This window comes from Saccharopolyspora sp. NPDC002578, assembly GCF_053592695.1.
On record NZ_JBSFWJ010000071.1, the window covers coordinates 1 to 17,033 of the forward strand.

The window sequence follows — 17,033 nt, forward strand, 5'->3', positions numbered from 1 at the left end:
GGCTTCCTCGCTGCGGGATCGATTTCTGATGTATGTCCGATACACGGCGAAATCGCTGTCCTCGCGAGGAAGCCGCTGAGAACCCGCCGGTGGTCGTTGTGCTCAAGCTGGTCACTGCTCAGCGGCTCCGCCGCTGACAGGACAACGATCAACAACGTCGTTCACCTGGAAAGACAAGATCAAAGGAAGCAACTGAGGTTCCGCCACCCGACCACTGCACAGGCCGAGAACGAAACACAGGATCACGGGATAATGCCGGGTATGGGTGGGCAGGAGGTCGTCGCGCACCGGGGAGCGTCGGCGGAACGCGCCGAGCACACGCTCGGCGCCTACCAGGTTGCGCTGGACCAGGGCGCCGACGCGCTGGAGTGCGATGTGCGCGTGACGCGCGACGGGCACTTGGTGTGCGTGCACGACCGCCGGGTGGACCGCACGTCCACCGGCCGGGGCGTGGTGAGCGAGCTGACGTTGGGCGCGATGTCCCGCTTGGACTTCGCGCAGTGGCACCACGAGCTGCCGGATTCCGCGGACGACCTGGTCTTCGAGCCGCGGGCGAGTCCGGTGGGCGGCGCGTCGCAGCGCCGCATCCTCACCTTCGACGAGCTGCTGGGCCTGGTGCGGGCGCAGTCCCGCCCGGTGCGGTTGTTCGCGGAGACGAAGCACCCGGTGCGCTACGGGGGGTTGGTGGAGGCGAAGCTGACGGCCGCGCTGGCCCGGCACGGGATTTCGGCGCCCGCGCACAAGGACGATTCGCCGGTGGTGATGATGTCGTTCTCGGCGGCGGCGGTGCGCCGGTTCCGCGCGAACGCGCCGGGGGTGCCGACGGTGCTGCTGTTCGACCGCGCGTCGCGCGCGGTGCGGGCGGGGGAGTTGCCGCGCTGGGCGGATCTGGCGGGGCCGAGCGTCCGGTTGCTGCGCCGGGATCCGGGGTTGGCGCGTCGGTTGGCGGCGCGCGGCCGGGACACCTACTGCTGGACGGTGGACGACGCGGCTGACGTGGAGCTGTGCCGCCGCGCCGGGGTGCGGTTCGTGGCGACGAACCGGCCGGGTGCGACGCGGGCGCGGCTGGCGGGCTCTCCCGGTTAGGAACCCGCGGGTGGGTTGACCCGGAACGTCGGGTCCGGGGGCGGCTCGATAGCGTCGGTGGGTCCAATCACACCCAGCGAGGAGGCTTCGAGTGTCGAAGCGAACGGCCCCGACCCAGCGCGCTGAGGGAGCTGTCGGCCCGAGGCAGCCTTGCCCGTGCGGGTCCGGGAAGCGCTACAAGGCGTGCCACGGTGCCGCGGGCGGCTCCGCCGACGTGATCGTGACCAGGCCTTTCGAGGGCCTCGCCGCGGAGGGCGACTTGGTCGCGCTGCGCGAGTTCGTGCCGTCGGCGACGGCGAAGCTGCCGTTGCGGGACGGTTCCGAGGTCACCGTCGCCTCGGTGCTGCCGATGGCGGCGGCCGCGGTGCGGCGCACCGACGGACAGGCCTTCGTCGGCCTCCAGGTGCAGACCCGTTCGGGTGATCTGAGCCGCGACCTGGCCCGCGCGATCGAGTGGGTGCAGCAGGCGGAGCAGGGCGCGTCGCTGCCGGTGGTGGGGCCGGAGCCGGCGCAGGCCGAGGTGCCGACGCGGCTGCAGGACCTGATCGACCCGGCCGCGGAGCTGGAGGTCGTGCTGCACGAGGACTTCTCGTGGTGGTTGCCGGAGGGCACCGAGGCCACCGGTGACGTCGCGCTGTCGTTGGAGCGGGCGAACGCCGCGATCATGCCGACGGAGCGGTTGTCGGCCGAGGGCGCGCGCTCGGCGTACTGGGTGGACCCGGGCGAGAAGGCGCACTTGCGCTGGGTGCGCCCGGAGCCGGAGGAGAAGCTGCTGGCCGCGCTGGCCCGCCTCGCGGCGCGCGGTGAGCTGGCGCTGGACGAGGACAGCAAGTTCGCCGGATCGTTCCGCGCCCACGGCGTCCTCGTTCCCGTGTGGGACCTGGACCGCGACAAGCACCCGCGCGAGTGGAACGAGCCCGCCGCCGCCTTGGGCGAGCGCTTGGCCGCGGCGTTGAACTCGCTGGATTCCACGCCGTTGGACGCCGCCGAGCGCCGTTCCCGCGACGGCCTCCGGGGTCGCCAGATCACCTTGCGCTGACCCGTCGAGCGCGGGCGTCCGCCGAGGTGCGGGCGCCCGCGTCGTTGGGCCGTCCGAGTGAACTCGGATGGTTCCGGCAACCGCTCGGCCGGATCGGGCGTGTCCTTCCGCAGCACAGGTCGTGGAGGGGAGGCGGCGTGACCGCTCAGTTGCCCGCCGTGCGCGCCGCTTCCGAGGCGCAGGTGGGTTGGTCACGCCCGGCACGTCAAGGGGACATGGCGACGGAGGACGATTTCGCGGAGTTCGTGCGCGTCGCCTTGCCGGGGTTGATGCGCTACGGCCACGCGCTCACGGGAAATCCGCACGACGCGGCGGATCTGGTGCAGACGGTGCTGGAGAAGGTCGGCGCGCGCTGGTCGAAGATCCGCCAGCAGTGCGACGAGCCGCGCGCCTACGTCCGCAAGGCGATGGCGAACACGCACGTGAGCCGGTGGCGCCGCACTCGCCGCGAGACGTTGCTGGCGGAGTTCCCGGACGTGCCGGCGGCGGAGTCGCCGGACCGGCTGGAGAACGAGCCGTTGTGGCAGGCGTTGCGCGGTCTGCCGCCGAGGCAGCGCGCGGTGGTGGTGCTGCGCTACTACGAGGGCTTGTCGGAGGCGGAGATCGCCGAGACGCTCGGGGTCAGCGCGGGAACGGTGAAGAGCCAGGCCAGCAAGGCGCTGGCGTCGTTGCGCCGCAAGCTCGGCCCGGTCTTCGAGGGCGGTGGGGTGTGATGGGCGACCTCGACGACGAGCTGCACCGGATGTTCGCCGACGACCGGCTGGACGTGCGGGTGCGCACCGGCGCGGAGTGGTCGCTGGTGGCGGGCGCGCGACGGCGGCGGAAGCGGCAGACGACGGTGGCCGCGGTGGGCGGCGCGCTGGCGATGACGGTGCTGGTGGGCGGCGGCGCGGTGCTCGTTGCGCGGCCCTCGCCGGACCTGGTGCGCCCGGCGGTGCCGCCGGTGGTGAGCACGTCGGAGCGGTCGCCGGGAGACCCGTCGCTCCCGGACGTCACCTCGACGTTCGTCCCGAACGCGCCGCACGGGCCGGAGCCCGGTTCGCCGGATTCGGGCGTGGTGCCGCCGTACGGTTCGGATCCGACCAGCGAACGGCTCTCGATCCTGCGCGAGTCGACGTCGGCACCGGACACGACGTCCTCGGAACCCTCGGAGCCGCCGACCTCGGCCCCGTCCTCGGAGCCGAGCACCCAGCCCACCGAGCCCTCCGGCGAGCCCGACTGACCGCCGCACCGAGCCGAGCCGCGGGTTCGCGGGGGTGGACGTGCGACGGCCCCGGCGCTGAGGTGCGCCGGGGCCGTCGTTCGTGGTGGGAGCGGGTGTCAGAGCGCTCCGCCTGCGGCCGGGGGAGCGGTCGGGTCGGTGCCTTCGTCGCCGACGGCTTCGCGGGCGAGGAAGTTCTCCACGTCGAACAGGTTCCCGTTGGAGCGGTCCACGACGGCCAGCAGCGTCGACATCTGCGAGACCTCTTCGACCTGTTCCTTGAGGAACCACTGGAGGAACTGCTCGCCGAGGTAGTCGCCTTCGTCGCGGGCGGCCTTGGCCAGCGTCACGATCTCCTGCGTCACTTCGCGCTCCTGCTCCAGGGCGAGGGCGACGAGTTCGCGGGTCTCGGTGAAGTCGTTGCGGACCTCTTCGATGGACGGGATCGCGACCTTGATGTCGTTGTCCATCAGGTACTGCACGATCATCATGGCGTGGTTGCGCTCTTCGACCGACTGGCGGTAGAAGTGCGCGGCCAGGCGCGGCAGGTCCTCGTTGTCGAACCACACCGCGACCGCGAGGTACTGCTGCGAGGCGGTGAGTTCGTTGCGCACCTGGTCCTGCAGCAGCTGGTGGAAACGGGATTCGCGCGGCTGGATCTTCTTGGCGGTCGTGGTCATGGCTCGAAGAATACGCTCCAATTGACACCTCGCAATTCATCAGGCAACCCTTGGGAATGTTCGCCGAACCTTCCTTAAGTTTACTTTGCCTTATTGCGGCAAGGCAATCCTAAGTGGATTCATCAGGGTCTGTGGAAGACCTGTCGGGCATCCTCGCGGGGATCGTTCGTACGCAGCCGGGAGATGATCGCCGCTGCTTCCTCGGAGCCGTCGTAGGCCGTCGAGTACTCGGCGGCTCCGTCGGTGACCAGCAGGTAAACCTGATCGGCCTGCCCGTGCTGCTTGGCCCACCGCAGGCCGCAATCCCACCGCCCGAGGATGCCGGGGTCGGCATCAAGCGCCGCGGCCACTTCTCGCGCGGTGCGCCTGAGGTTGGTCTCCCACGTGCGATCGGCATGGCCGCGAACGATTTCCTCGATGTATTGCCGGGTGTGGAACCGCAGTTCCCCGGGAGGCTCGGCATCCCCGAGGCAGTGCACCGTGAAATCGGTCCACACGATGTGGTCGTAATCATTGCCGAACCGCTCGTGCTCGATCCGCGCACTGGCGAATCCGCACCTTCGACGCCGCAGTCGCACCGCCACAGCAGCGTGGTCGGCGGTTGGTGCGGCCACTCGGCCGGCCACAGCGGGCTGTTGCGCCCGAGCAGGTCGTCCGGATCGCGCCCGACGCCCTTCACCGGAATCACGTCGCCGAACAGGTCCCGCCCGTCCACCACCGGCACGATCACCGGCGCGGTGCCCCTGCCGATCCGCGCCTGCTCCACCCGCAACCCGAACTCGCTGAACGCCGGTTCCTCTCGATGCGCGATGCCGAATCCCATGCCTCCAGGGTGGCAGCCGAACATCACGCGCCCGACTGTTGATCACGGTCTGTGTGGGCCGGGATCGATGTTGGAACGTTCGGGCGACGTCCTGCGACATCACGGGGCTACGGCCCGGGAGTCTCCGGCACGATGGATCAATGGAGGTTCGGATGACGGCTCATGCCGGTACGGACGGTTTCGCGCCTGGTTCGATCGTGGAGGTTAGGGACGAGCAGTGGCTGGTGAAGCAGGCGGAGCACTTATCGTCCGGCGCTTTCTCGGTTCGCTGCACGGGAGTGTCGGAGCTGGTCCGGGACGCGGAGGCCACGTTCCTCACGGATTTGGACGAGGTCCGGCCGCTGGCTCCGGAGTCGGCGCAGCTGGTGCGCGACGATTCGCCGGAGTTCCGCCGCACTCGGCTGTGGCTGGAGGCGGTGCTGCGCAAGACCGCGGCGCCGTTGCACGACGACCGGCTGCTGGTGTCGCACCGGATGTTGTTGGATGACTTGAACTATCAGCGCCAGGCGGTGTCGCAGGCGTTGTCGGGGGAGAACCTGCGCACTCGGATCCTGATTGCAGATGCGGTCGGACTCGGGAAGACGCTCGAGATCGGGATGTTGCTGTCCGAACTGGCGCGCCGTGGCCGGGCGGAGCGGGTGCTGGTGGTGACGCCGCGGCATGTGCTGGAGCAGATGCAGCACGAACTGTGGACGCGGTTCGCGATTCCGCTGGTGCGGCTGGACACCGATGGTCTGCAGCGGGTGCGCAGGCAGTTGCCGTCGAGCCGGAATCCGTTCACGTTCTTCCGCAAGGTGATCGTGTCGGTGGACACGTTGAAGTCGGAGAAGTACCGAGCTCATTTGGAGAATCACCGCTGGGACGCGGTGGTGATCGACGAGTCGCACAACTTGACGAACTCGGGCACGTTGAACAACCGCTTGGCCCGGGTGCTGGCTCCGCGCACCGATGCGTTGATCTTGGCTTCGGCCACGCCGCACAACGGCAAGAAGGAGTCGTTCGCGGAGCTGATGAACCTGCTCGATCCGACGGCCATCAAGGATCCGGACGAGTACCGGGTCGAGGACATCGCGCACCTTTTCGTGCGGCGGCACCGGCATTCTGAGGAGGTCGCGGCGGAGGTCGGGGATGACTGGGCGGAGCGCCCGGATCCGAAGGTGCTGGCGGTGCGGGCGAATGCGGCGGAGGAGGCCGTGATCGCGGAGTTGTCCTCGACGTGGCTGTATCCGGAGTCGGGGCGGTCGCCGATGGAGGGCAGGGGCGAGCGCTTGTTCCCGTGGACGTTGGCGAAGGCGTTCTTGTCTTCGGCGTCGGCGTTGCGCGAGACCGTCAGGAACCGCAACAGGAATCGCCCGCGGCCGGAGGCCGAAGCGTTGACGAGGCTGGATGTGCTGGCAGCTGAGGTGGAGCAGGCGGGGGAGTCGAAGTTCGCGGCGCTGGTGGACTATTTGCGCGAGATCGGTGTCGGACCTGGGAAGGACACCCGGGTGGTGCTGTTCAGCGAGCGGCTGGCGACGTTGAACCGGTTGTCGCGCGATCTGCCTGCCGCGCTGGGCATGCCGAAGTCGGCGTTCGACACGTTGCACGGCGGCCTGCCGGACGTTCAGCAGCAATGGGTGGTGGAGCAGTTCAAGCTGGCCGATTCCCCGTTGCGGGTCTTGGTGGCCGGTGACGTGGCCAGTGAGGGCGTCAACTTGCACGCGCAGTGCCACCACATGATCCACTGGGACATCCCGTGGAGCTTGATCCGCATCGAGCAGCGCAACGGCCGCATCGACCGGTACGGCCAGCATCATCCGCCGCAGATCACGGCGTTGGCGTTGACCGCGTCGGATGACCGTTTTTCCGGCGATGTGCGGGTGTTGACGCGGTTGCTGGACAAGGAGCATGCGGCGCACAAGGCGCTGGGCGATGCGGCTTCGCTGATGAGCAAGCACAGCGTGAAAGCGGAGGAGGACGAGGTCGCGAAGGTCCTGCTAGGGGATCAGGAGCTGGATGTCACGGTCCCGGATGTCGCCGTAGACGATCTCGACTTCTTCGAGCAGATCTTGGCGCGGGGTGACGAGAAGGCGCCGAGCGGCCCGGAGCTCGACGTGGGGCACCACTTGTTCGCGGAGGACGTGGAGTTCCTGCGGGAGGCGTTGCGGGAGATCTACCCGAATCCGGCGGATTCGGTCCGGCAGGGCGGTGTGGGCTGGGAGGAAGCGGAGGATTCGTCGTGGGTGCGGTTGACGCCGCCGCCGGATCTGGTGCGCAGGTTGCGCGCTTTGCCGCAGTCGTATTTGGCGGACCGCAAGGTGACGGAGCGCTTGTTGCTGGCGACGAATCGCAAGACGGGCCAGTGGTATTTGGACCGCGCGAAGGAGCGCAAGGAGTCGGGCACGTTGTGGCCGGAGGCGCATTTCCTGGGGCCGCTGCATCCGGTGCTGGATTGGGCGTGTGACCGCGCGCTGGCCCGGATCGGCCGGAATCAGGTTCCGCTGGTGGTGGGTGAGACGGAGCTGCCGACGGTGTTGGTGCAGGGCACGTTGACGAACGCCCGTGGTCAGGTGGTGAGCGCGACGAACTGGGCTTTCGGCTTCATCGATGAGGGTTCGGGGCCGATCGGCGAGTCGGATGCGCTGGATTTCTTGGAGCGGGCGGGCGTCCGCCATCGCGGGGTGAATCCGGGTTTTGATCTGGAGCCGCACGAGTGGCAGTGGCTGGTGCCGAAGGGGGTGGCGGCGATGCGGGCTCATTTGAAGCGGGTGGAGGACAAGCACAGCGACGTCCTGTTCGCCCCGGTGTGGCAGGCGGAGGGCGAGTTGGAGCGGTGGGAGTCGCAGCGCCGGAAGCGTGCCGAGAACAGGGAACCGCAGCAGCGCAAGAAGGAACTCGACCACATCAACGACGTGGGCGAGGGTGTGCGCGCGTCGCTTAAGGGGTTGTGGTCGAGCGGCACGCCGGGTGTGCGGGTGCTGGCGGTCGTCGTTCCGCGTGAGCGGGCAGAGGAGGGGCAGCGTTGAGTTCGTTCGATTCGATCGTGGTGTCCGGTGAGTTCGTCTCGGAGCACTATCTGGTGGAGCAGTTCCCGGCGCGGGTGCGGACGTTGCGCAAGACGTGGGCGGAGCGCGAGGAACTGAAGGTCGCGACGCCGCGCAGCGGTCTGCTGTCGGTGGCGGGTTCGGTGGTGTCGTCGTTGACGGCGGCGCGCGAGGGTCGTGCGGGCGAGTTGCCGGAGCTGTATCGCAGGCTGCGGGTGGCGTTGGGTTTCGTTTCCGGTGGTGGCGCGTCGGACGGCGATGGCTCGGTCGATTCGGTGCCGGAGCCGGTGCGGGTGCAGCGGCGTGGCGCGGAGGTGGAGGTGCGGGCGGTGCCGGTGCGCACCGCGTCGGGCTTGCACTTGGTGGTGTTGGAGGCGGCGGACGCGGCGACGGTCGAGGACGTGCTGGATTGGCAGCCGGATTCGGCGCGCGACGCGGAGCGCGAGACTGCGGGCGCGGGCCGGTTGCTCGATCCCGCGTTGATCGACGGTAAGCCGGAGCATGGCACGGCGCGGGTGATTTCGGCGTTGTTCGCGGCGGAGGAGCGGCAGCGCCCGGATTGGGTGTTGGTGCAGGCCGGCGGCTGGTTGTTGCTGACGGAGCGGCAGCGGTGGCCGGAGGGTCGTTGGGTCGCGGTGGATGTGGCGACGGCCGCGGAGCGCCGCGATGCGAAGGTGGCCGGCGAGTTGGAGACGGTCGCTGCGCTGGTCGGTTCGGATGCGCTGGTGCCGGGGCCGGATGGTTCGTGCGGCTGGGATGGCGTGCTGGACGAGTCGGTGAAGCACGCGGTGGGTGTGTCGAAGGATTTGCGTGAGGGCGTGCGCGAGTCGGTGGAGTTGGTGGCGAACGAGATCGTCGCCCGTCGCCGCCGCGCGGGTTTGAAGGTCGAAGAGGTGGCCGAGGGGTTGCCGAAGAACGCCGCGCTGCCGATGTTGTTGCAGCGCCAGGCGTTGCGGTTCCTGTACCGCATCTTGTTCTTGTTGTACGCGGAGGCGCGTCCGGAGCTGGGCATTTTGCCGTCGCAGGCCCCGGAGTACGTTGATGGTTACGGCTTGGACCGGTTGCGGGATTTGGCGTTGGTGGAGCTCACGGATCCGCGTTCGCTGGAGGGCACCCACCTGTACGAGTCGTTGCACCGGTTGTTCCGCCTGGTCGACCAGGGCCACGAGCCGGGCAGCGACGGCGCTGGCCTGCGTTTTGAGGCGTTGCGCGCGGATCTGTTCGCAGACGGCGCGATCAGCCTGATCGACGCACCGTCCGATGTGGACGAACGGTGGGGGTCGGAGCGGCAGGTGATCCGCGGTGTCGGCTTGGGCAACGAGTGTTTGCAGCTGGTGCTGCGGAAGTTGTTGCTGTCGAAGCCGGGTAAGGGCCGGGACGCGGGTTTCGTGTCGTACGCGCAGCTGGGCATCAACCAGTTGGGCGCGGTGTACGAGGGCTTGATGTCCTACAGCGGGTTCTTGGCGACGGAGGACTTGTACGAGGTCGCGAAGGGCGGCGACCCGAGCAAGGGAACGTGGGTGGTCACCACGGATCAGGCGCGTGAGCTGGAGGCGCTGGATCCGGGTGTGTTCGTGAAGGTGCGGAACCCGGAGACGGGTGAGCTGGTGAACCGCAGGCACGAGCGGGGTTCGTTCGTGTTCCGATTATCGGGCCGGGAGCGGCAGCGCAGCGCCTCGTACTACACACCCGAAGTGTTGACGCGGTGCGTGGTGAAGCATTCGCTGGCGGAGCTGCTGGATCAGGACGACCAGCGGACTCCGGCGCGGCGGATCTTGGAGTTGACGGTGTGCGAGCCGGCGCTGGGTTCGGGCGCGTTCCTGATCGAGGCGGTGAATCAGCTCGCCGAGGAGTATTTGAAGCGGGCGCAGCAGGAGGCCGGGGAGGAGATCCCGCCGGAGCAGTACGCGCTGGAGCTGCAGAAGGTGAAGGCGTATCTGAGCCTGCACCAGTGCTACGGCGTGGACTTGAACGCGACGGCGCGGGAGTTGGCGGAGGTGTCGCTGTGGCTGAACGCGATGCACTCCGGTTTGCGCGCCCCGTGGTTCGGCCTGCACTTGAAGCGCGGCAATTCGCTGATCGGCGCCCGCCGCGCGGTGTACGAGGTGCCGCCGGAGAAAACGTTCTCCTGGTTGAAGGAGGTCCCGGCGGACCTGGCGTTGAGCGGTGACGTGCCGCTGGGCGCGCTGGAGGCCCGCAAGGTGCACCACTTCCTGTTGCCGGCCCAAGGCTGGGGAGCGGTCGCCGACACGAAGGAAGCGAAGGAACTCGCCCCGGACGCGACCCAGGACCTGAAGGACTGGCGCAAGAAGGTCCGCCGTTCGCCGAGCAAGACGCAGCGGAAACGGCTGTACGCCTTAGCTGAGCGGGTGGAGGCGTTGTGGTCGTTGGCCGCGCAGCGGCTGGAGATCGCCGAGGAGAAGATCAGCCGCCAGGCCGACGTGTGGGGAGCAGCGGACCTGGCCCAACGCGGCAACGGAGTGACCCGCGAGCAGGTCGAACGGTTCCTCAACGACCAGAACAACTCCTACCGCCGCCTGCGGCTGGCGATGGACGCGTGGTGCGCGCTGTGGTTCTGGCCGGTCACGACCGCCGTCGAGCCACCGGATTGGGACGACTGGCTGGACGGCCTGGAAGCCGTCCTCGGAGTCGCGTACAAGGCGGAGAGCAAGAAGGACACCCCGCAGAGCAGCCTGTTCAGCACCCGCACCCAGTGGGCCGACCTCGACGACGCCGAACACGAACAACGCGTCTGGTTCCGCATGACCGACGTGGACCAGGCTTTGTCCTGGCATCCGTGGCTAGAGACCTGCACGGAGATCGCAGAGCGCGAGGGCTTCTTCCACTGGGAACTCGACTTCGCGGGGATCTTCACGCGCGGAGGGTTCGACTTGCAGGTGGGGAACCCGCCTTGGGTTAGGCCGACCTGGGATGATGAGCTGATATTGGCCGAAGTGGATCCGTGGTTCACTTTCTCTGAGAGCTCCAAAAAAGAGGAAAATTTAGGCCGGAGGAATAGAGTTATCCAGGGAGGTTACATTTCGCCTTACCTGGGTGAGCGAACTTCCAATGCCGGACTAAATGAGCATCTTAATAGTCATGTAGATAGGCCGGTTCTTGCTGGGCAGCCTGACTTGTATCGATGCTTTATGGAACGCACCTGGCGCTCAATAGGCAGCCAGGGAGTTGTGGGACTCATTCATCCGGAGACGCATTTCACTGAGGTTCGCGCGGAAGTCCTTCGCGGAATGGCTTATCGGCGACTGCGTCGGCACTGGCAATTTAGGAATCAGCTGAAACTATTTGAGATTAGCAATACGAACGAATACGGGGTTCATGTCTACGGGGGCATGCGTTCGCGGCCGTCGTTCAAGAATGTGTCATCTGTGTATCACCCGGACACCATCGATCGCTCGCTAGTCCATTTTGACGATTATTCGGCTGAGCCAGGTCTTCGTGACGAGGACGATAAGTGGGATATGCGACCCCATTATGGTCGGGTGATTGAAGTCGATGACAAAGCTTTGGCTACTTGGTCCAAATTGACTGGAGAATCGGGAGATGATTCTCGGTGTGCCCGGATGCTTCGCCCTGTCAATAAATCCAGTCAGGCAACACTGGAAAAGTTGGCCAGTTCTTCGCGATTCGAAAAAGTCGGGTTTCGTTGGACGGCTGGCTGGAAGGAAGATGACGCCCGAAATGATGGTTACTTCGCTCCTGGACCGGGCACGCCTGATTCGCTAGCGGACGTGATCATACAGGGGCCACACTTTGGAGTTTCTCACCCGTTGGCTAAGCAGCCCCGGTCCAGCATGAAGAGTCAGCGGGATTACACTTCGACAGATTTGGGCGAAATTTCGGAATGGTTTATACCTGCGACTACCTATCGGAGGTCGACAGCGAGAGATAGGTTTGAAGATTCTTATAAAAAGTGGGGCGGCGTTTCCTCTAGTTCTTTTTTCCGTATATTCTGGAGGAATATGGTTGATTCCTCTACGGCGCGTTCGCTGCATGCCGCGTTGATTCCCCCAGGGCCGACTCATGTGCATGTGGTCCACTCTTTGGCGACTACTAATTTAGATGATTTAGCTGTCGCGGTGGGAATGTGGGCTTCGCTGCCTTTGGATTTCTTGGTGAAGGTTTCTGGCGTATCGAAGGTTCAATCTGAGTTTGTCGGTAGATTTCCGCATATCCGTGGTCATGCGCTTGAGGCGGAACTGGTTTTGCGTGCGCTGCGTTTGAATTGCTTAACGCGGCACTATGAAAATCTGTGGCAGGAGCTGTTCGACGAGCAGTGGCGGCAAGATGAATGGACCCACGACCTCACTGATCGGCCGGCGTTGGGGGATGTGGGGCCGGAGTGGGAGATGAGTACGCCGTTGCGGGTTGATTTTGATCGGCGGCAGGCGTTGGTTGAGATTGATGCGTTGGCGGCGATCATGTTGGATATCACCGCTGAGGAGTTGTGCACGATTTACCGCACGCAGTTCGGCGTGTTGCGGAAGTATGAGAAGGCGATGCGGTTCGACGCCAATGGGCGGCAGGTGCCGAATGACGTGCTGAAGGACTACGAGAAGCGCGGGGCGCGGGCCGACCTCGGGCGGTACGAGCTGCCGTTCACCGGGGTGGATCGGGAGAAGGACATGACTCGGGCGCACGAGCGCTTCAGCGAGCGTCTCGCGGCCCGGTCCTGAGAGGTGTGCCCTGCGCTCGGGTCAGTGGTCCGAGCGCAGGGTGGTGAGGAAGTTCGTCCAGTGCCGGCGGGGGAAGGTGAGGGTGCCGGCGGTGCGGTCCTTCGTGTCCCGCACCCCGACCACCTCGGCCGCCACGGCGACCTCGACGCAGTGCGCGTTGTTGGCGCTGCGGCTGGACTTTCGCCAAGTTCCGGCGATGCGTGACGTGCGGCCCGCGCTGGTGTTCATGTGTTGCACTGTAGATCCGGCTACAGATCGCCGGAAGTCTTCTTGATCAATGCGAGCGAGTCGTCTCTGCTCAAGGCGCTGCTTGCCGCTCCGTCCAACGCGATGCTGTGTTCGCGAACGGTGAGCTGTGCCGACGTGAGCTTGGTCGAGGTGACGGTCTCGTGCCACAACATCGTTGGCAGGCGCCCACTCGGAAAGTTCAAGAGCAGGAACGACGATCCGCCTATGGCGGCATGACCGGTCGCGGCGAACGGAACGACGCGTACTTCGAGAGTGTCCGGGTGGGCTTCGATGAGCCGAACCACGTGTTCCAGCTGTGCCTTGAGGCACTGGGAGCCGCCGATCTGCTGATGCAGCACGGCTTCGCTCACGACGGTGCTCAGGCGGAGCGGATCGTCGCTGGTGAGTCGGCGTTGCCTGATCATGCGGGCCTGTACTCGGCGGTCCGCCTCGGCAAGGCGAATGTTGGGTGCGGCCGATTCGATGATGGCCCGTGTGTAGTCCTCGGTCTGCAACAGGCCGTTCATGATCGTGTTGTCGTAGCTCTGCATGCTCTCCGCGCCGTGTTCCAGGCCGAAGAGGCGGAGGAGTTCGTTGCTGAACAGGGCGCTGTAGCCGGTCCACCAGGCTCGGCGGCTGCCTTCGTCGCGGAGTGCGCGCAGCTCGTCCTTCTCCTCGTCGCTGAACTCGAAGGCGTCGAGCAGTGTCTCCATGCGCTCCGGCGACAGGTTCTTCTTGCCCTTCTCGACCTCGGACAGGAACGCGGCCGTGATGCCGATGCGCTGCGCGCTCTCGCCGCCGGGAAGTCCTTCGCCCTCGCGCTTTTCGCGGATTCTGCGGCCCAAAGCCCAGTTGGCGACGGTCGGGGAACTCGGTGCCATGTGCGACCACCTCGCAGTCGATCACTCGATCAGGTTCAAGCTCGGCAAGGCGCTAGCTAATTCGCTCGCCGGGATCTAGGTTAAGTGTCAGACAGTGACGATAGCCCACTCTGAGTCACTGTCGGCGGCGGCCCCGGAACCGACCCCCTCCCCGACCTGGCCGGGGCCGGGGTCGCCGCTCTCCCTTGCTCATCCCGGTGATTCGAGAGGCGATTCGTCGTGCTCGGAGGAAGTTCAGGTCTCGTCGTGTACTGGCGGCCGATGCGCGGCGAGCGGCACGCGTTCAGCCCGGACCGGCCGCCTCGGGAAGGCGACGAGCGCAGCGCGTTGTGCGGACTCAGCGACGTACTCGTCGAACCGTCCGAAGTGGACTGGCTGGATCCGACGTGCGAGGACTGCGGACGGCAGGCCAGGAACCTCGTTGACCTGCGACAGAAACTACGATCCTGACTCCGGCAGCAGTGCTTCGAGCGCGGTGAGCGTCTCGTGCCACGCGGCCAGTTCGGCGTCGGACGGCGCCACCGACGCCGAACGCGCGTGCAGGAAATCGCTGGTGTGCCGGTAAATCCGCCGCGTCGCCCGCACCACGGTCAACGCCTCCGCGCGGCGTTCCGGCTCGGCGGCCACCGCCACCGCCCACAACCGCTCCGGCACGTTTCTCTTCCCGCCGCTGGCGACATGCTCGCGGGGAATGCGCTCCACCACCCGCTCAATCCGGGTGCGCAGCAGCAAGACCTGCGACAACTTCGTCAGCAGCGGATCCATCCCGCTCTCCCGCAGCTCCGCCCAGATCCGCGCGAGCTCGCCGCCGCTCACCCCGGACCCGCCCCGGCCGCAGCCGCAGGCTCGGTGGTGGAACCCGGCGGAGCGGGCTCGCCGGTGAGGTCGGCGCAGAACCGTGCGACCCGACGCAGCCGCGACCAGGCCCGCTCGACCGAGACCTCCGACAACTCCGCCAGGTTTCCATGACCGGCGGCGTTGAGATCATTCAAACACTCGCCATCGTTTTCCAACGACTCCAACAGCGCGTACTGCGGGTTGCCCGCCGGGGCCTTCTGCCGAACCCACCGCACCGACTCCCGCGTGGTGTGCTTCTTGTCGAACTGCCGCCGAGCCTGCGGATCTCCGCGCGTCCAGCCGAGCACGACCTCGCGCAGCGCCGCATCCAACGCCTGCCGACAGAAACCCAGCGACAACAACTTCACCGACGACTCTGACAGCGGTCCCGATGTGTTCCGCTGCAACAACTCCGTCGCATGACCCACCAGCGCCTGCCACGGATGCGTCACATCGGTGATCGACAACTCGTCGCGCTCGTCGCGCTCCAGCCGCATCGTCGTCGCCGCCGGATGCTCCTCGCGCAGGCGCGTCACCACCCGGTCGTCGTGGGTGAACACCACGACCTGGCGGCCTTGGCCGGACTGCTCCCGCACCTGCTCGCACAACGCGGCGATCCGCATGTCGTCGAACGCGTGCACCGGATCGTCCAGCACCAGAAAGCCGAACGGCCCCGCCGCGCCCGTGCCGAACAACATCGCCAGCACCAGCGCGTTGAACTGGCCCACCGACAACGAACCCGTCGTGACCTCGCGGCCCGACAACGCCAACCGCAACGCCGCCCGCTCCGCCGACGCCAACCCACCGGACAACTCGATGCCGAACCGGTCGAAACCCGCATCCGCGAAGAACGCCCGCATCGGCGGCTCCACCGCGTGCTCCATCGCCCGCACCCGCTCGTCCCGCACCCGCTGATACGTCGACTCCAACTGGGCCAGCGCGCGCCGCCACGAATCCCGCCGCAACGCCGACACCCCGTCGCGCAAGTGAAAACGCAGCAGCGGCGCGCACACCCGGAACCGCTCTGCATGCCAATACGCGGACACGTCGCTCGACTCGGCCAGCCACCGCAGGAACTCCCGCAACCGGTCCACCAGACCCGGCTCGTCGAGCACCGCGGACACGGCACGCCACAGCGCGTCCTGATCGCTGTCCAGCCGGCGCGACGTGCGCAACGGCGCCAGAGCGCGCACGAAATCGCCCTCGCCCGCCGCCCGGGCATGCGGCAACACCTCGTCCGCCAAAATCGCCCGCAACTCGGCGAAATGGTGGCGGACCACCTTGAACTCCTCGTCGATCGCGCGGGAACGGCGCACCGACTCCTCGGCCACCTCGCGCCAGCCCCGCGACGGCGACGAGCACACCGGGCACGCCGCATCGTGGCCGCCGCTGGAAGTCATGTCCAGCAGATGCCGCACCGCGTCCAGCGCCCCACCGGCGAACGACGAATCCGCCACCGACGTGCACAACCGGCGATAGTCCCGCAACGCCAGCGTCGCGTCGTCCGCCACCTGCGACAACCGGGTGATCAGCTCCGGCTCGACCTGGTTGCGCGGAGCCGACGCCGACCCCTCGGGAAGGCGGCCGTCGGACGGCATGTCCGGGAAGAACCGGGCGAACCACGCCGGCACAGCCGCCACATCCGTGGGCGGGGACAAGGATTCCGGCGGCTCGGTGCCCGGATACTGATCGGCCAGCAGCAGATCCACGTTGTCCAACTCCACGGCCGCCCGCGCCCGCAGCCGCTCCCACTCCGCCGCCGCCTCATCCGCCCGCGCCGACTCGGCGGCTGTGATGGCGTGCAACTGCGCCCAGAACTCGCCCAAACCCAACGACTGCGTGAAAAAACCGCTCAACCGCCCGGCGTCGCGCAGCTCGTGATCCAGCTCCGCGTAGCTGATCACCGGGCGATGCGCCGACACCGTCTCGCGCCACAAACCGCCCACCGAAAGCCGCTCCGGCTCGGTGGTGCCCGGAATCGACCACGACGCCGTGCACGACTCCCCGCCCGCATGCGAATCCCAGCGCAGATCCAGGCGGTGGCCGCTGTCGTTTTCCAAACCGACGTCGACCCGAGCGCGCTCCGCATCCCGATGCACCGGGACCTGCTTGCGCAGATCCTCCGTCACGAACGACGGGCAGAACCGGGTACCGCCGTGCAACGTCACCCGCAGTGCATCCGCGACCGTCGACTTCCCGGCACCGTTCGGCGCGTGCACGATCACCACATCCGAAGCAGCTGGCAACGCCCACTCCAGCGGGGGAGTGGAAGAACCGTTGGCAGCGCCCCGGAAACCACCGATCCGCACCAGGCGAAGCCGCCAACTCCCCAACGACAGGGCGTCGCCCAGATCCGCGTCCTCCACCCGCATACGAGAACGGCACAGCTCCACGGCGGCCTGCAACACCTCGCCCGCGGAATCGTCCGCGTCGGCCAGCAGCTCCTCGCGGATCTCACGCAAGCTCATCGCCCGGCGCACTCGAACACCCCTCGCTCACGCATGATCGACAACGACCATACGGAGAGGGAGCAATCGAAGC

Annotated in this window: 13 protein-coding genes; 7 read left to right on the forward strand and 6 right to left on the reverse strand. The window is 67.1% G+C overall.

What is annotated here, in order from left to right; genetic code table 11:
• Positions 1-261 precede the first annotated feature (261 nt).
• The 4 genes from ACWD38_RS25075 (at position 262) to ACWD38_RS25090 (ending at position 3,347) form a co-directional block, all read left to right on the forward strand.
• Positions 262-1,086 (forward strand): glycerophosphodiester phosphodiesterase family protein, encoded by an 825-nt coding sequence (locus ACWD38_RS25075; protein WP_221315957.1) that lies wholly within the window; start codon positions 262-264, stop codon positions 1,084-1,086.
• A gap of 91 nt (positions 1,087-1,177) precedes the next feature.
• Entirely contained in the window at positions 1,178-2,125 is a 948-nt protein-coding gene (locus tag ACWD38_RS25080) for a DUF5926 family protein (protein WP_450125033.1), read from the forward strand.
• Between the two features lie 137 nt (positions 2,126-2,262).
• On the forward strand, positions 2,263-2,838 hold the full coding sequence (locus ACWD38_RS25085; protein WP_450125034.1) for a SigE family RNA polymerase sigma factor: 576 nt from the start codon (positions 2,263-2,265) through the stop codon (positions 2,836-2,838).
• Complete coding sequence (locus ACWD38_RS25090; RefSeq protein WP_450125035.1) at positions 2,838-3,347, forward strand: hypothetical protein; 510 nt, start codon at positions 2,838-2,840, stop codon at positions 3,345-3,347. The genes ACWD38_RS25085 and ACWD38_RS25090 overlap by 1 nt, the downstream gene beginning before the upstream one ends.
• Before the next feature lie 98 nt (positions 3,348-3,445).
• Here the strand turns inward: ACWD38_RS25090 and ACWD38_RS25095 are convergent, their stop codons facing one another.
• A complete protein-coding gene (locus ACWD38_RS25095; RefSeq protein ID WP_184483874.1) occupies positions 3,446-4,006 on the reverse strand; it encodes a ferritin in 561 nt (186 codons plus the stop codon).
• Positions 4,007-4,128: 122 nt separating this feature from the next.
• Positions 4,129-4,590 carry a hypothetical protein gene (locus tag ACWD38_RS25100; protein WP_450125036.1) on the reverse strand — a complete coding sequence of 154 codons (462 nt, stop codon included), beginning with the start codon at positions 4,588-4,590 and terminating at the stop codon, positions 4,129-4,131.
• Positions 4,591-5,107: 517 nt separating this feature from the next.
• On the opposite strand from ACWD38_RS25100, the gene ACWD38_RS25105 reads away from it, so the two are divergent.
• Positions 5,108-7,834, forward strand: a complete 2,727-nt coding sequence (locus ACWD38_RS25105) for an SNF2-related protein (protein WP_450125037.1) — start codon at positions 5,108-5,110, stop codon at positions 7,832-7,834.
• Positions 7,831-12,546, forward strand: a complete 4,716-nt coding sequence (locus ACWD38_RS25110) for an Eco57I restriction-modification methylase domain-containing protein (RefSeq protein WP_450125038.1) — start codon at positions 7,831-7,833, stop codon at positions 12,544-12,546. The genes ACWD38_RS25105 and ACWD38_RS25110 overlap by 4 nt, the downstream gene beginning before the upstream one ends.
• Before the next feature lie 21 nt (positions 12,547-12,567).
• Here ACWD38_RS25110 and ACWD38_RS25115 read toward each other — a convergent pair whose 3' ends face one another.
• Together ACWD38_RS25115 and ACWD38_RS25120 are read right to left on the reverse strand one after the other, a co-directional pair.
• The gene (locus tag ACWD38_RS25115; RefSeq protein WP_450125039.1) at positions 12,568-12,774 is read right to left on the reverse strand and encodes a DUF397 domain-containing protein; all 207 of its coding nucleotides are present in this window, start codon (positions 12,772-12,774) and stop codon (positions 12,568-12,570) included.
• A gap of 20 nt (positions 12,775-12,794) precedes the next feature.
• Positions 12,795-13,655 (reverse strand): helix-turn-helix domain-containing protein, encoded by an 861-nt coding sequence (locus ACWD38_RS25120; protein WP_450125040.1) that lies wholly within the window; start codon positions 13,653-13,655, stop codon positions 12,795-12,797.
• Between the two features lie 219 nt (positions 13,656-13,874).
• Here ACWD38_RS25120 and ACWD38_RS25125 point away from each other — a divergent pair, with 219 nt between their 5' ends.
• Positions 13,875-14,105, forward strand: coding sequence for a zinc finger protein (locus ACWD38_RS25125; RefSeq protein WP_243790800.1), 231 nt, complete (start codon positions 13,875-13,877; stop codon positions 14,103-14,105).
• On the opposite strand, the gene ACWD38_RS25130 is transcribed toward ACWD38_RS25125, so the two are convergent.
• On the reverse strand, positions 14,094-14,471 hold the full coding sequence (locus ACWD38_RS25130; protein ID WP_450125041.1) for a hypothetical protein: 378 nt from the start codon (positions 14,469-14,471) through the stop codon (positions 14,094-14,096). The genes ACWD38_RS25125 and ACWD38_RS25130 overlap by 12 nt on opposite strands.
• The gene (locus ACWD38_RS25135) at positions 14,468-16,960 is read right to left on the reverse strand and encodes a hypothetical protein (protein WP_450125042.1); all 2,493 of its coding nucleotides are present in this window, start codon (positions 16,958-16,960) and stop codon (positions 14,468-14,470) included. The genes ACWD38_RS25130 and ACWD38_RS25135 overlap by 4 nt, the downstream gene beginning before the upstream one ends.
• Positions 16,961-17,033: the final 73 nt, after the last annotated feature.